General features: G+C 72.7%; 7 protein-coding genes. 2 read left to right on the top strand and 5 right to left on the bottom strand.

The genetic code is table 11. The annotated features are described in order from the left end of the window. Window positions 1-81: 81 nt before the first annotated feature. Window positions 82-2,172 (top strand): FHA domain-containing protein, encoded by a 2,091-nt coding sequence (locus G448_RS0107150; protein WP_034494688.1) that lies wholly within the window; start codon window positions 82-84, stop codon window positions 2,170-2,172. Next, on the top strand, window positions 2,169-3,623 hold the full coding sequence (locus G448_RS0107145; RefSeq protein WP_026407432.1) for a serine/threonine-protein kinase: 1,455 nt from the start codon (window positions 2,169-2,171) through the stop codon (window positions 3,621-3,623). The genes G448_RS0107150 and G448_RS0107145 overlap by 4 nt, the downstream gene beginning before the upstream one ends. Window positions 3,624-3,652: 29 nt before the next feature. Here G448_RS0107145 and G448_RS18100 read toward each other — a convergent pair whose 3' ends face one another. From G448_RS18100 to G448_RS15555, 5 genes are all read right to left on the bottom strand, one after another. Then, window positions 3,653-5,437, bottom strand: coding sequence for an RDD family protein (locus G448_RS18100; protein ID WP_026407431.1), 1,785 nt, complete (start codon window positions 5,435-5,437; stop codon window positions 3,653-3,655). Next, a complete protein-coding gene (locus G448_RS0107135; RefSeq protein ID WP_026407430.1) occupies window positions 5,434-7,773 on the bottom strand; it encodes a transglutaminase-like domain-containing protein in 2,340 nt (779 codons plus the stop codon). Before G448_RS0107135 ends, G448_RS18100 begins: the two co-directional genes overlap by 4 nt. Then, entirely contained in the window at window positions 7,770-9,089 is a 1,320-nt protein-coding gene (locus G448_RS0107130; protein WP_026407429.1) for a DUF58 domain-containing protein, read from the bottom strand. Before G448_RS0107130 ends, G448_RS0107135 begins: the two co-directional genes overlap by 4 nt. Window positions 9,090-9,102: 13 nt before the next feature. Beyond that, window positions 9,103-10,074: an AAA family ATPase gene (locus tag G448_RS0107125; RefSeq protein WP_026407428.1), complete on the bottom strand. Its 972-nt coding sequence runs from the start codon at window positions 10,072-10,074 to the stop codon at window positions 9,103-9,105. 179 nt (window positions 10,075-10,253) lie between these two features. After that, window positions 10,254-16,190, bottom strand: a complete 5,937-nt coding sequence (locus G448_RS15555) for an Ig-like domain-containing protein (RefSeq protein ID WP_084436458.1) — start codon at window positions 16,188-16,190, stop codon at window positions 10,254-10,256.

Raw genomic sequence — 16,190 nt, 5'->3', positions numbered from 1 at the left:
GGCTCCGGACACGCTCGGTAAACGCTACCGCGTCGTCGCATAGTCACCACGCCACCCGCCGGGTGGGTCGAAGGAGGGACCGTGTCCGAACACGGCATCGCACGCTGGAGTCGTTGGGCCGAGGGGAGTTGGACGGCCGCCGTCGCACCGCATGGCGTTCTTGTACTGCCCCCGACGCTGTCCGAGGAGTCCGTCATCGACTTATGGGAGGAGCTGCGATCCTCTCAGGGCAGCTTGACGGCGATCCTGGATCGCCTGGTCATAGCCGCCGGGGGGCATCTGTCGAAGATCCCGGACTTCGCCCTGGTCGTGACCGCGTCCGACGGCGTGCGCATAGCGGCCCGAGGCCAGGTCGGCCTGGAGATCGACGGCGAGTCCGTCGAGGCTCGCAGCGTATCGACATGGCGGGAGATCTACCTTCCCGGCTCGCCGAGGATCATCCTGCGAGCGCCGGAGCCGACGGGTCCCGTGCTGCGCCCGGTCGTGGACGCCGTTCTGTCCGTTTCCGCCGTGTTCCCGGCAGAGGCGCCGGGTTCCCCCGCTGGAGAGGAGGAGTCCTCCGACGCCGAGGACGAACCCGACCCCGACGCCTCGGCAGTCCTCGCTCCTCCCGGTGCGGAGTCGTCCCCGGCTGTCCCGCCGGCGGAGTCGTCCCCGGCCGCCGGCGGCTCATCGGCCCCGGTCGTCTCGCCCCTGACCCCCGCCTCGCCCGCCACGGCGTCGGCCTCGCCCGCCACGGCGTCCTCCCCGGCCGCCGGCGGCTCATCGGCGTCGGCTTTCTCCCCCGCTACCCCCGCCTCGCCCGCCACGGCATCGTCCCCGGCCGCCACGGCGTCCTCCCCGGCCGCCACGGCGTCCTCCCCGGCCGCCACGGCGTCCTCCCCGGCCGCCGGCGGCTCATCGGCGTCGGCTTTCTCCCCCGCTACCCCCGCCTCGCCCGCCACGGCATCGTCCCCGGCCGCCCCGCCTGCGTCCTCGTCGGCCCCGGTCGTCTCGCCCCTGACCCCCGCCTCGCCCGCCACGGCGTCCTCCCCGGCCGCCCCGCCTGCGTCCCCGTCGGCGTCCTCATCCGTGTCGCCCGCCTCACCATCGACTTTCTCGTCGCCCGACACCGCGGTGGACGGCTCGGAGGTCGTCGAGCTCACCGAGGCCGAGGAGCTGCCGATCGCCGGGTCCTACGGCATCGACGTCGACGACGTGCCGGTGGACGGCTCCCAGGTCGTCGAGCTCGCCGACGCCGACCGCCCCGCCGACGTCGACGACGTTCCCCGGATGGTGTCCGCCGATTCCCCTATGCCCCCTATCGGCTCGGCACTCCAGTGGGATGAGCCGTACGACGGCGCCGACGACCGCGATGACGATGACCTTGACGACCTCGATGCCGCCGGTGACGAGCGCGCCGTCGTCTCCGGCATCTCCGGCGGGGGCGAGGACGACCCCGATCAGCCGGATGGTGAGCCCGGCCAGTCCGAGCAGGAGGAGGACCTCCCCCCCGAGGGCGGGGACCATGACGGCTGGACGCTGGCATCCCTGCCCGGTGACCTGGTCGATGAGCTCGGTCCCCTCGCGTCCGGACGGCCGGGCGCCTTGTCCCGCGCCCAGTCCCAGGCCAAGGAGGCGGCCTCGGCCTTCTACGCTCACGAGCCCTCGACCGATACCCCCGTGTCCATCGCCGTGGGCATCCGCCGGCCCGACTACCCGGCGGCGGGCCGCCAGGCCCTGTCGGTGCTGTGCCCGGAGGGTCATGCCAACCCGACCAACTACGTGCGCTGCCGCGCCTGCGGTGCGGAGCTGTCCCAGCCCGCGCGCATGATCACCTGCCCGCCGCTCGGGCGCCTGCGCCTGTCCTCCGGGCAGGCCGTCACCCTCGACCGTCCGATCCTGGTCGGCCGCCAGCCCTCGTCGATCGATGTGCCCCAGCTGGAGGGCCAGTCGCCGACGCTGGTGACGGTACCCAGCCCGGAGCAGCTCATCTCCCGCAATCACGTCCTGATCGAGCTCGACGAGTGGTCCGTCCTGGCGCGCAACCTCTCCGCGGGCAACGGCACCGTCCTCAAGCGCGACGGCGTGTCCCCGCAGAAGCTGCCTTACACCGAGCCCTTGTTGCTGCGCAACGGTGACGTCCTCGATCTCGGCGACGGCCAGTCGCTCGTGCTCGAGGACCTTCCGTGACGGGTTCCCCCCACGCCGCTCACCCTGACATCCCCGGGTACACCTACATGCGCGAACTCGGGGCCGGCGGATACTCGCGCGTCTATCTCTACGAGCAGCACATGCCGCGGCGCGAGGTGGCGGTCAAGGTCATGAATACCGATGTCGCCGGCAGCTCGGCCTCCCGCTTCGAGTCGGAGGCCAATCTCATGGCGAAGGTCTCCTCGCACCCGGCGATCCTGTCCGTCTTCGGCGCGGGCGTCTCCTCCGATGGGCGCCCCTTCATCGTCATGGAGTACTGCCCGCCGCCGCAGCTGGGGATGCGTCTGCGGCAGAAGATCATGACCATCCCCGAGACGCTGGACACGGCGATCCGCATCGCCGGGGCCGTCGAGACGGCGCACCGCGCGGGCATCATCCATCGCGATATCAAGCCCGCGAACATCCTGTTCACCGTCTACCGCCGCCCCGTCCTGGCCGACTTCGGGATCTCGGCCATGAGCGGGCCGCGCGACGCGGGCGACGCCCCCAACGAGCTGCGTGGCATGAGCGTGCCCTGGGCCCCGCCGGAGCAGCTCGTCGGTTCGCGCAACGCCGAGCCCGCCACCGACGTCTACTCCTTGGCGGCGACCATCTATGCGATGCTCACCGGCCACAGTCCCTTCGAGACGCCGGGGTCGTCCGAGGGCGTCTACGAGCTGGCGCGTCGCATCGTCAAGGACGCGGTGCCCCCGCTGGGGCGCCCCGACGTCCCCGCCTCGCTCGTGAGGGTGCTCACGGTCGCCCTGGAGAAGGATCCGGCCAGCCGCTATCCCACGATGCTCTCCTTCGCAAGGGCCCTCCAGCAGATTCAGGGCGAGCTCGAGCTGCCCACCACCGCGGTCGACCTCTACGACGACGGGGAGGACCAGAACCCCGACCGGGCGCTGCTCGACGTCGATGATCCTGAGGCCACCCGCTTGGGGGTGTTCTCCCGCGTCGAGGAGCCCGTGGTCGTTCCGACCGAGCCCCCACCGGCGTCTGCCGCCGAGCCGGAGGGGGGCGACCGCCCCAGCACGTTGACCCGCGTGCTCGGAGGTGCGGCTGTGGTGGTCCTCGTCTCCGTGGTCGCGGGCGCCGTCTACGCCTCCCACATCGCGCAGGAGAACCGGCCCTCACCGACCTTCGCCACCCTGGCGCCGGGGCGCTCGGATCCTCTGGGCGCCGCCGTGCCGGCTCCGCGCAACCTTCAGGGGGTCGCTCGCGCGAACGGGCAGGTCGACTTCACCTGGGAGGCCCCCGAGGACGACTGGGCCGGCGACTACCTCTACCGCAGCGACGTCGCCGGCAAGGAGAACAAGTCGTTCGAGCCGACCGGGGGCACGAGCGCATCGCTGCCCGCGCAGGAGGGAACGACCTGCATCGAGGTCTTCAGCAGGCGGCAGGACGGCAGGACCTCCGATGCGACCCGCGCCTGCGTGCCCACGCCCTGAGGGCCCTGGACGCTCCTCGCGCGGACGTGTCAGTCCTCCACGCGGTATGCGGCGCTGCCCAGCACGATCGTGGCTCCGGTGGGCACGGGGATCGACTCGCCGGGCCTCGCCACAGTCACATGGCCCTCCTCCTCGATGCGGGTGCCGTTGGTCGAGTGCAGGTCGGTGATCCACAGGCCGCCCGGCGCCAGGGCGAGCGCCGCATGCGTCTTGGAGATGGAGCGGGTCACGTCGTTCAAGGAGACGCAGGCGGCGCCGGGGTAGTCGGAGATGTTGTCCGGGTCACGGCCCACGACAGTGGTGCTCTCCAGCTTGATGGGGGCGCCGCCGGTCAGCGGGACCAGACGGTTGGCGCGCGGATCCTCGGTGTGACGGTGCCTGCCCCGGGCGGCGGACGGCGAAGAGGCCGAGACCACGGGGTGCGCCGCAGGGCCCGGATCCGTTCCCGGGCCGGAGGCCATCGCCGCGCTGGACGGCGGGGTGGGGTCTGCGGAGGGGACCGAGGCCAGCGGGCCGGAGGCCATCGCCGGGCTGGACGGCGGGGTGGGGTCTGCGGGGGGGACCGAGGCCAGCGGGCCGGAGGCCATCGCCGGGCTGGACGGCGGGGTGGGGTCTGCGGGGGGGACCGAGGCCAGCGGGCCGGAGGCCATCGCCGGGCTCGACGGCGGGGTGGGGTCTGCGGGGGGGACCGAGGCCAGCGGGCCGGAGGCCATCGCCGGGCTCGACGGCGGGGTCGGGTCCGGGGTCGAGATCGGGATTGACTCTGTGCTGATGATGGGCTCGGCCGCGGACCGGGTCGCCATGCGGGACCGGGCGGGCGGGGTCGGCCGGGAGGAGAACGGGGACTCGGCCGACGGCACGATGACGGGCTCCTGCGGCAACGGCGAGCGAGGAGCCGATGCGGGAGCGGCCACGGGGGAGACGGCCACGGGCTCGTACTGGGCCGGTGGCGACACGACGTCGGACGCGGGCGTCGGCATGGCTGTGGTCGCAGCGGCCGCGGGAGGCGAGCTCGCCGTGCCGGAGGGCGTGAGGGGCGAGTCCTCTCCGGTGGGGGAGTCGACCTGGGTCGGTACCGCGGCCCAGGGCACGGAGTCGATGATGGCGCGGTCGGCGCTCGGCGGAAGGACCACGGCGCTCGTCGTATCGACCGTGCTGCCGATGTCCGTCGTGGAGCCGTCGGGGCTGAGGAAGAACGCATTGTCGGGGAACACGTGGGCGCGCGCCGAGGTTCTCGGGGCCGCGTGCTGGGGAGGGACGGCCGCTTGCTGCTGGTGCCGGATGGACTGCCGCCTGGGCGTCTGCCGCTTCGGAAGTCGCTGCTCGGGCGCCTGTCGCCCGGAGTCCTGTCGCCCGGGGACCTGTCGCCCGGACTCTCCGGCGGAGCGCGAGCGCGTGTCCACGGCCATCGTCCCGGCCATGCGATCGTGCTGACCCTGCCCTCGTGGGTCGGCGGCGGCCGAGCGCATGAACACGATCGCCCCCGCACCCAGGGTCACGCACAGCAGATCGGCGTGGATGAACAGACGCGTCGTTGGTGCGCCGCCCGTGGCCGCGTCCACCAGTCGCACACCCATGATCCGTCCGCCGGGGCTCCAGCCGGTGATGGCGAGGACCAGCTCGCGGGGCACCACGATGATCACGGCCGCTGCGGCCCACGCGATGAAGTTCTTGGGGATCACCAGGGTGAGGAGCAGGCTCAGTCCCACCCACAGCGCGCCGCAGCCGACGAGGTCGATCGTTCCGGCGATAACCCGGTATCTCACCGCGGCGGGCGGAGCGGTGACCCGGCTGTACGACGGCGTCGAGGTCACTGGCGTTTCCTCCTCCTGGATGCGAGACGATCCGCGGATCGTCGGGGCGTGCGGGGGCGGGACCTGCGTGAGCGCCCCAAGGAGCGCGGCGACAGGCGAGCGGCGAGACGCCGTAACCGGGAGCGGTCCGATCCCATGGCCGGAACCATGGCGTCGGCCGACTCCCAGATTGTGCCCACAGCGTACGACGACGGTATACCCTTCCCGAAGACTTGCGCATCCACAGCCGCCGCGAAGCGGTTCAGCTCGGCGGTCGGGAAGGCCGGCGCGAGCGCCGACGCGGCCTCGCGGCGTGTGGCCCGTGGAGGCGTTCCGCGCCCGAAGTCGCGCGCCCGGTCCACGACCTCGTCCCATGCGCCGAGGACGCCCTCGACACCGTCGCGGTGCCGGCGTCGTCGTCGTCTCAGGGCCTTGGCCGCCAGGATCGTCGCGATCGGCAGCAGCACGATCCCCAGCCCGCCGGTGACCAGGGCCACGATCCTGCCCACCCCGCGACCGTCCTCGTCATTGGAGTCGTCGCGCTCCTCGTCCTCGTAGGACGGCGGCAGGTGGGCCGGGTCCTGCAGGGGCAGAGGGGGCTGAAGCACCTGGGGCTCGGGATTGGAGACCTTCTCGGTCGTCTGCTGCTGCGGCACCTGGTCGCGGTCTGGGACCACGTCGACGGTGACCCACCCCATGGTGTGGAAGGGGATCTCCACCCAGGTGCTGATGTCCTGCCCGGTGACGTTCGCGGCATTGCCGTCCATCGCGGGCTTGAAGCCCATGACGACCCGTGCCGGGATACCCAGGGAGCGGCACATGAGCATCATGAGAACCGAGTACTGCTCGTCGTCGCCCACCAGCGTCCCGGCGTCCACCATGGAGGCGATGCGCGCGGCGCCGTGTCCGGGCGGGGAGGGGCTCTTCGTGCCGTCCGAGTAGTAGCCGGTGCGCAGGGCCTGCTGCAGCAGACGGATCTGGGCCAGCGGCTCGGACGTCGAGCCGACCAGCGTCGTGGCCAGGGTCTGCACGGAGGGGGGCACATCCTTGACGGGCCCCAGGGGGACGTCCTCGACACCGAGCTCGGTCAGCTGGGCGTCCGTGGCCGTCGAGGGGTCCTCGACCTGCTCGGTCAGCACGTCGCCGCCGGTCAGACCCGCAGTGGCGATGCCGGTGGTCGAGAAGACGTCGTAGTACATGCTCTGGGAGACCAGATCCGCGCGGGGGCCCGAGACCGTCAGCCCGAGGGTGTTCGCGACGGTGGGCACCCACGGGAAGTTGTAGTCGTCGATGCGCACGGTCACCTCGCGGGAGTCCTGCGAGGCGACCGCGCCGCCGGCGGTCAGCGGGGTGTCCTGGCCGATGCGCTGGAAGCGTGCCGCGCCGTTCGCGGATGCGCCGATGCGAGCCGACAGCCCGTCGTACGAGTCCAGTGCCGCCACCCTGATACGAGTGGACTCGTTCGCATCGGATGCGGTCATGAGAGTGGTCGAGGCCATGTCCGTCTCCAGGGTTCGCACCAGGGACAGCGGCGTGGCGTACTCGTTGAGGTCCAGCGGCGGCTCGAAGAGGTCGCGCAGCACCATCCGGTGGTGGGGAACCGCGGGGAGGGCCAGCGCCACCACCGTGCCGGTGACCATCAGCAGGCCGAGGGTCCGGGCGAGTCCCCGTCGCGAGCCCCGGCCCACGCCCGAGTCCGTGGACTCCAGCACCTCGACGACGCGCTCGCGTCTGCCGCGCTGCGTCGTGATGGCCCACAGCAGGAGGACGCCCGTGACCAGGACGACGCCCAGCTCGGTGGGGGCCAGGACCGTGCGGTCCCCCCAGGCGATGGCCAGGCCCGCCTGGGCCACGACGGCCATGCCGGCGATGAGCACCCGACCCGACAGGACCGCCCGCGTGGCGACCACGCCGGTGATCAGGCCCGCCAGCCACGGCAGCACCGTCATGGCCGGGAAGGCGGTCAGCGGTACCGGCAGGGTCAGGGAGTCGCGCCACACCGTGACCGTGGCGGCCAGGACCGCGCGCGCCGCCTTCCACCCGCTGCCGGCGTCGGGAAGGACCCACGGGGCCACGCCCACATGGACGAGTGCGGCCAGCGCCAGTGTGGGGGCGGGCCCCAGGCGGGCGCCGGTGCACACCAGGGCGACGACCGCTCCGGCTCCGACTCCACCGGCCGCCGCCGCGGTGCCGACGAACGAGCCGAAGGGCGGCACGAACAGGACGGAGGCGATCAGCGCCAGGACGACGACGAGCCCCAGGTCGGTCCACCGCGCCGGCGGCAGGCCCCGCAGGCCGTTCCCGGTGGCGCGGCCGCCGCGACCGCGACGACCGCCCAGGGGCGCCGGGGCGCTCACGAGGCCTTCCTCATGATGCGGGGGAGGGACTCGATCCTGTCCAGGTCGTAGGCGGTCAGCCCGCCCGCGGAGTGGCGTCCCATGGCGTTCGAGCCGCAGCGCAGTGCCAGCACGACCGCGTCCAGCGGGGTCAGGGTGCGCACGTGCGCCAGCGTCCGCTCCGCGCAGTGCTGCCCGGTGACCAGGATGATGACGGAGGCCTCGGGGTGCCGGGAGGAGGCCTGGCGGGCCAGGTCGTCGCAGCCCTGCCGGGCGGTCGGGGTCACTGAGCAGGAGGCGTCGAGCAGGCGCAGTCCGGTGGCCGTGGGCAGCTCCTCCTCCTGGGTCGCCAGCGTCGCCTCGCGGCCGTCGGAGATCGCGTCCAGGGCCAGGGAGCAGGCGACCGACACGGCCGTCTCGAAGTCCTCCTCCACCTCGTAGTCCTCGATGAGGCAGTCCAGGAGGATCAGCAGGCTGGAGCGGTGCGTCTCCTCGAACTGGCGGACCATGAGACGCCCGGTGTGGGCGGTGGTGCGCCAGTGCACGTTGCGGCGGTCATCGCCGGGCACGTACTCGCGCAGGGCGTGGAAGGAGACATCGGAGCTGGACAGCTCCTGGGTGATGGCCCCCTCGACGTCGCGCATGAGGCCGTGCAGGGAGGAGCCCACGCGGACGGTGCGCGGGTGGATGTGGACGAGCTGCGCCCGGGTGCGGGTGCGCTCGTGGCGCAGCAGGCCGATGGGGTCGGCGGACACCGAGACCACGGGACCGACGGTGACGATGCCGCGCCGCGCGGTGGGCAGCACGAAGCCGCGCTCGTGGATGGCGGCGGGGCGCAGAGTGGGAACGGCGAAGACGGCGGTGCCCGGGCCCACGGGCATCTCCATGCGCGCGGGCAGCAGCGGACGGCCGGTGGGATTGAGGACCGTGAGGTGGATGATCGCCTCGTCGCCGACCGTGACTCGTGGTTCGAGGAGCTCGTGGGAGACGTGGTGCGCGCCGCGCGGCAGGAGCCACAACCAGGAGGTGCCCACGACGACGGCCAGGACCGCGGCCGCGCTCCACGCCTCCTGCCAGCCCAGACGGAGGGCGGCCAGACCGGTGACGAGCAGGAGCGCCAGGCACGCCCAGCCGGTGGGAGTGACCAGGCCCAGCGTCCAGTTCCGAGTGGAGACGCCGTCGATGATGCGGCGCAGCGGGATCGACTCGTGCCACATGTGCGCTGGGGGTGCTGAGGACGCCGAGGGCGCCGGGGACGCCGAGGTTACGGCGTCGCGCGGGCGGGCGCCGTCGCGTCCCGTCCTCGGGCGCGCGGGTGGGGGCTGGGGCGTGGGCATGCTGCTGCCGCCGTCAGGCCTGGAGTCGGGTGGTGGGCGCCGGCGTCTCCTCCAGGGCACGGGTGATGACGCCGCGGGCGGTGGCGCCGGAGAACTCGGCGTCGGGGTCCATGACCAGTCGGTGGGCCCAGACGACCTCGGCGAGCTCCTTGATGTCGTCGGGCAGGACGTAGGGGCGCCCGCGGGAGGCCGCCCACACGCGGGCGACGCGCGTCATGGCGATGGCGCCGCGGGTGGACACGCCCAGGCGCGTGTCCGGGGACTCCCGGGTGGCCTCCACGAGCGCGCCGATGTAGTCCAGGACCGAGTCCTCGACGTGGTTGCCCGCGGCCAGGTCGGCCATCTGGGCGACCGCCGGGGCGGTGATGACGGTGTTCAGGGACTTGGAGCGGTCCGGGTTGGCGGAGTCGGCGAGGATCCGGGTCAGGGCCCCGCGGTCGGGGTAGCCGATGGTGGTCTTCACCAGGAAGCGGTCGAGCTGGGCCTCGGGCAGGCGATAGGTGCCCGCCTGCTCGATGGGGTTCTGGGTGGCGATGACCATGAAGGGGCGGCCGGTCTCGTGGCGGTCGCCGTCCACGGTGACCGTGGACTCCTCCATGACCTCCAGCAGGGCGGACTGGGTCTTGGGCGAGGCGCGGTTGATCTCGTCGGCCAGGACGACGGAGGCGAAGACGGGGCCCGCGTGGAACTCCCACTCGCGGCTCTTCTGATCGAAGATGGTCACGCCCGTGATGTCGCTCGGCAGCAGGTCGGGGGTGAACTGGATGCGCGAGTGGGTGCCCTGCACGGTGGCGGCCAGCGCGCGGGCCAGGGCGGTCTTGCCCGTGCCGGGGGCGTCCTCCAGCAGGAGGTGCCCCTCGGCGAGCATGGTCGTCAGCGCCAGGCGCACCACGTCCTTCTTGCCCAGGAGGGCCTGGCCGACGTTGTCGACGATGCGCGTGAAGGTGTCGGCGAACCATGCCGCATTGTCCTGAGAGAGGGCCATGGACGGGCGTGCCTCCTAGAAAGCTGAACGTGTGAGGGGGATGCGGTGTCGCACGCAGTAGGTTACCGTCGCGCACCGCGGGCCCCGACCGCGCGGATCCGGTGCGGGCGGGGAGGGGCCGTCGCCGCCGCCCGCGTCATGCTCGCCCCCGCGGCGCGGATCCGGTGCGGGCGGAGGGACTACTCGCATCTGAACCAGGTTCCCGGGTTGTAGTCGCGCGTGTAGAGCCTGCCGGTGTACCCGCCGCCCGTCCACACCGGGGAGTCGCTGTAGTTCCCGCGGCTGTCGGTGGTGACCGTCGTGGAGTACGTGGAGTCCTCGAAGTACCACCACGTGGTCCCGCGGCACGTGACCTGGCTGTTGGGCGGCCAGCCCCTCAGCGAGACCGTGAGCCTCTTGGTCCAGACGCCCCATGCGTCCCACTCGGCGCCGCCCTCGTAGTCGCGGGAGTACTCCTCGGCGGTGGTCGCGCTGTCGCAGTTGGTCGCCCCGTGGTTCGCGCCCTGCTTCGCGGTCACGCACAGCTCGACCTTGGCGCCGTGGCCGACGGTGAACGTCTCGCTGCCCGAGGCCGCCACCGTGCCGGACCTCTGGCCGGAGAGCTCGTAGGTCGTCGCCATGCCGCCGTCGCTGCCGCCGGACCAGCTGCAGGTCACGGTGGTGTCACCGGCCTCGCAGTGCATCGTGGGCGAGGTGGGGGATCCGTAGGGCGTGGCCGAGTTGCCGGTCGTCGAGGAGGAGACCGAGCCGTCGCGGGTGGCGACGACGCGGGCCTGCACGGTGTAGGCCGTGCCGTTCGACAGGCCGGTGAACTGCGTGCTCTCGCTCCAGTTGGCGCCCCCGTTGATGGAGTACTGCACACGGAGCTCGTCGGCGGTCCAGCCGTTGCCCGCGCTCGCGTAGGCGGGGGTGACGACCTCGAGCGCGCCCGAGACGCCCCGCGCCTCGATGACCGGCGCCGACGGCGGGCTCGGAGCGCCCGTGACCTGGAAGTCCGTGGACGGCGACTCCGCGGAGCTGCCGCCCTGGGAGGCGGTCACGGTGACGCTGTAGCTGCCGGGGGACAGGGCGACGTACGCGCTGGTGCTGGTGCCGGCGCTGACCGACGACGAGGCGTCGCCCGAGATGTTGACGGTGTAGGTGACCCCCGTGGCCCGCCCCGCGGAGCTCCAGGAGATGTTGACCCCGCCGTCCGTCTTCCGCACCTCGGGCTTGCCCGGGGCGCTCCACGGCCCGGCGACGTTCGATGTCGCCCACTCCGAGGCCTCGCCTCCGGGGATGACGGCGCGGACCTTGGCGACGTAGCTGTCGGAGTCCACGGAGAAGGTCGCCGACGTTCCCCTGGTCGTCTGTGTCTGGCCGTCGTCGAGCTGCACCTCGTAGGAGACGGCCCAGCCGTCCGCGTCCACGGGGACCCACGAGGCGGTGACCTCGCCCTGGCCCCCGGTGAGGGTCACGCCCGTCGGCCGCTCCGGGGTGGCCGACAGCGCCGTGGGCGCCGAGGCGGCCGAGGGCTCCGAGGAGCCCGAGGCGTTGGTGGCCACGACCCGGAAGGAGTAGGTGCCGCCCGTCCGCAGGCCGGAGGCCTCGCAGGGCGAGCCCGTGCAGCGCCACGTGCCGGCGCCGCCGACCTCGGTGAGGGTGTAGGAGGTGATCGTCGATCCGTGGTCCGCCCCGGGCGTCCAGCTCACCGACATGGAGGAGGCGCCCCGGGGCTCCGCGCTCACCCCGATCGGGGGATCCGGGACGCCCGAGACCGTCACGGTCACCGTTCCGCTGACCGCGCGCGTCGCGGAGCCGGTGGCGTCCAGCACCCGGTAGCCCACGACGAGGCGCCCGGTGAAGCCACCGGCGGGGCTGATGGTCAGGGTCGTTCCGGATGCCGACACACTGCCCTGCCCGGAGGTGACCGCCGGGGTCTCCGCGAGCGTGATGGGCTTGCCGGGGAAGGGGTTGGTGACCAGCGACGCCACGTCCACCGTCACCGGCGAGCCGTCCGAGGTCAGCGTGGCCGGCGCCGTGGTCATGAGGGGCTTGGTGGACTCGACGATCCTCAGCGGCAGTTCGGCGCTCACCGACGGATTCGTCCCGTCGCTCACCGTGATGGTGATACTGCCGGTGGTGCCGATGGAGGCGTTCGCGGCCGCGCTGACCGACAGCGTCGAGCCGGACAGGCTCGCCTCGAAGCCGTCGGACGCCGATCCGGCGGTGAAGGAGAGGCGGTCGCCGTCGGGGTCCTTGGTCATGGCGGCCAGGTCCGCGGTGGTGGCCCCCTCGCCGGGCGCCACCACGATCTGCGTCGGGGTGAGCACGGGGGCGGAGTTCGTCGTCGATTCCACGACGACCGGCAGTGTCAGGGTCGAGCTCAGGGCGTCCTCGCCCGTTCCGTCGGCCACCGTCATCGTCACCGAGGTCTGCCCGAGGAAGCCCGCCGTCGGCGTCAGCGACACGGTGCCGCCGCTCGAGCCGACCGTCGCCGAGTCCAGGCCGTTGCCCGTGCGCAGGGTGGAGGTGTCGGTGACCGTCGGCGAGGTCCCGGCGCGCGAGGCGATGTAGGACGACAGGTTCACGTCCGTGCTCCGGCCCGCGGGGATGCGCACCGGAACCGCGGTGGAGTTCAGGCGCGGCCGCAGCTCGGAGCGGGCGGGCACGACGACCACGGCGTTGCCCGTGAGGCCGTCGACGTCGGTGACCGTGTAGAGCACGAAGCGCCGTTCGTCGCCGACCGTCACCTGGATCGACTCGCCGTCGACCACCTGCGCGGTCGGGTCGTCGGTGGTCAGGGTCAGATCCCAGGGGGAGCCGTCCGCGTCGGAGTCGTTGTCCAGCACCGGTACGGTCACCGAGCCGTCGGCGTCCACCTTGTCCACGGTCACGTAGTCGTCCACGCCCACGGGACTGGCCGAGGGCGCGTCGGCGGCCACCTGCACGGTCAGGGTGCCCACGTCGGTGCCGCCTCGGGAGTCGGAGACGGTGTAGTGCACCGTGCGGACGCCCTCGGTGGCCGGGAGGTTCAGCACGATGCGGTTGGAGCGCACGGACACGCCCAGGGCGTCGTCGTCCGGAACGGGCGTGCCCTCCAGGACGAGATTGTCGCCGTCGGCGTCGAGGTCGTTGTCGACCACGTCCACGGCCACGGTGCGCCCCGGCTTGGCCATCACCATGTCGTCGGTGGCGACCGGCGCCGTGTTCGTCGCCGAGGTCGGCGCCACCCCGACGCGCACCGTGGCGCTCGCCTGGGCGCCGAAGCGGTCCTGAACGGTGTAGGTGAAGGTGTCCGTGCCCGTCGTGCCGTCGGTGGGGGTGTAGGTCAGCCAGGTGCTATCGACCTGGACCGTGCCGCCGGTCGGGGGCTGGTTCAGTCCCACCAGGCTCACCGAGTCGCCGTCGGCGTCGATGTTGTCCAGCGGCACGGTGATATCGACGGGCGCCCCCGCCACCGTGCTCGCCTCCAGGTTCTGCGGGCTGGGGGCGGCGTTGGAGGCGTCGTCGCGGTCGCGCACCTCGATGTCCAGCCGGCCGGTGGCGGTCTGGCCCAGCGTGTCGGTGGCCGTGTAGGTCAGGGTCGTGCGCCCCGGGATATCGCCGGCCTTCATGCGCACGGAGTCCTCGGAGACCCAGGCGCTGCCCAGCGAGTCCCCGACGGTTCCCAGCTCGTCGGACAGCGACAGGGCCAGCCCCGACGGCGAGGTGTCGTTGTCGAGCACCGGTACGGTGACGACGTCGCCCACCCGCACCACCGCGGTGTCGGAGGCCGTGACCGGGACCTGCGCCTCGCTGGAGGAGATGGGGACGACCGTCACGTGCCCGGTCGCCGTCGAGGCGCCGTTGGAGACGACGTACTCCAGCTCCACCTGCTCGGGCACGCCGCCCGCCGCGGTGATCTGCAGCAGCGAGTGGTTGACCACGGTGACCGCCACCCCCGACTCCGGGGGCGCCGAGGCCGACTGGAGCACGAGGATCCCGCCTGAGGGATCGAAGTCGTTGTCCAGGGGGGAGATCGTCGCCGCGCCGCCCTCGCGCAGCAGGGCGGTGTCGTTCTCCGGCACGGGCGGCACGGAGGAGTCGGAGGCGGCCGCGACATCGACGCGCACCACGCCCTGGGCCACCGCCGCGCCGGCCGAGACGTCGTAGGTGAGGTAGTAGGTTCCCGCGGCCTCCGCCTTGAACGTGACGGTGCCCGCCTGCCGGTTGATCTCGGCGGTGGTCCCCGCGGGGGCCTCCTCCAGGCCCGCCAGGCTCAGCGGCTCCCCGGTCGGGGAGGAGTCGTTGTCGAGCGGCGAGAAGACCGTCTGGGAGCCGGCGACGACGTGGACGTGATCGGCGTTGGCGATCGGCACCGCCGCGTCGGCGGACTGCACGTCCACATCGACCGTCCCCGAGGTCGTCTCGCGGCCGTCGGAGACGACCACCGTCAATGGGCGGGTGCCCGGGGTCCCCGTCAGATCCCGTACCGTGACCGTGCCCTCGTTCGTCGTGCGCACGTCCAGGCCCTCGCCCTGGGCGGAGACCAGGTAGAGGGTGTCCCCGTCGGGGTCCTGCCAGGTGCCCAGCACGCTGGCGGAGGCGGAGGCCGTGCCCGAGACCACGATCTTCGGCGTCGTGTTCTGCTCGGGGGCTCCGTTGACGTCCCAGGGGTGCACCTCGACGGTGGCCACGGCGGAGTCGGACAGGCCCCTCCCGTCGTCGGCCGTGTAGGGGATCGTGAGGGTGCCCGTGGCGTCCTCGGCCGTGTTCAGGCGCAGGGCCAGGCCGTCCTGCGCCTGCGTCACCACGCTGCCGGCCGCGCCCTCACCGGGGGTCGCGGTGAGCACGTCGCCGTCCTGGTCGGAGTCGTTGGCCAGCACCGGCAGAATGGTGGAGCGGCCCGGACGCGCGCCGAAGGAGTCATCGACCGCCTCGGGCGCATGGTTCTCCTCGGTGCGCTCGGGCAGGGACTGGGACTCGCTGGTCTGGGCCGAGTCGTCCTTGTGGGTGGCGTCCTCATCCGTCTGCGAGGTGACGTCCGTCCAGTTCTCGACCAGCACGAGCTCCTCGTCCGGGAGCCACACGGTGCCCTCGGCCACGTCGTTGAGGACGATGGCGTCCCTGTTGACGCGGAAGACGGGGGTGGTGGAGGAGGCGAGCTTCTCGTCGTGCCGGGTCTCGGTGGTTCCCGAGCACTGGCGCACGAACTGGCCGGATCCTGACCAGGCGGCGTAGACGCAGCCGCCCAGGCGCACCGGAGCGGCGGCCACGCCGACGGGGGCCTCCCCCTCGTCGGCCGAGGGCAGCGTCGTGGAGCCCGAGCCGTCCATGCGCACGCTCAGCAGAGAGGTGCGGGAGGCGACCAGGACGGTGTCGGAGTCGGGACCCGGCTGCTGAAGGGACAGCCCCGACTCGCCCAGGTCGATGGTCTTGCCGTCGGGCAGGTGGAGCACGCCCGTGCCTCGCTCCAGGACGACGGTCTGCTTCCCGACGGCGGTCACGGCGACGTCCGTGCCCGCCGTGAGCGACACCGACTCGGTCCTGGGCTTGTCCCAGCCGGTGGAGCGCACGGGGACCGTCGTGATCGTGCCGGTCTTGGCGGACACGGCATGGACGGAGCCGTCGGTTCCGGCCACCGCCACGACGTCCGGCGTGTTCTCGATGAGCGCCGGGGACGTCGATAGCGAGCCGACGGTGCTGACCGTGGTGGCGCGCACGGTGCCTTCGACGGAGTTGACGGAGATGACCCGGTCGGCGCCCTGGGAGACGGTGACGCCACTGGTCAGCGGCGTCCCCGCGGACAGCGAGACGGTCGTGGGGTCCACGGTGGAGACGGAGGAGGCGGCCGTGTCCGGGACCAGGACGTGGTCGGCGCTCTGGGTGACGTCGAAGCTGTCCGAGGCCGTGCGGATGGCGCCGTCGACCTGACGGGAGGGGTAGTTCAATCGCGCCACGAGGTGCTGGGTGGTGCTGGTGACCCATACCCCGCCGTCGTTGAGCTCGACGTCGGCCTGCGAGGCCCCCTTGTGGAACCAGGCCGCGGCCGCCAGCGCGGCGAACGCCAGGAACACGAGCACGGTGGACAGCCTGCGGCGCGCCAACGGGGAACCGCGACGCAGGCGTGGGCGTCGCGGCACGTGAATGCGCAC

Origin of the sequence: Actinomyces gerencseriae DSM 6844 (assembly GCF_000429265.1) — a bacterium.
Lineage (GTDB): Bacteria > Actinomycetota > Actinomycetes > Actinomycetales > Actinomycetaceae > Actinomyces > Actinomyces gerencseriae.
The sequence above is the reverse complement of the archived record's forward strand: the minus strand, read 5'-3'. Positions and strand labels throughout refer to the sequence as shown.

Coding starts and splice junctions, on each gene's coding strand:
- G448_RS0107130 (WP_026407429.1), bottom strand. CDS start 9,089: ATGCCCACGCCCCAGCCCCCACCCGCGCGCCCGAGGACGGGACGCGAC.
- G448_RS0107125 (WP_026407428.1), bottom strand. CDS start 10,074: ATGGCCCTCTCTCAGGACAATGCGGCATGGTTCGCCGACACCTTCACG.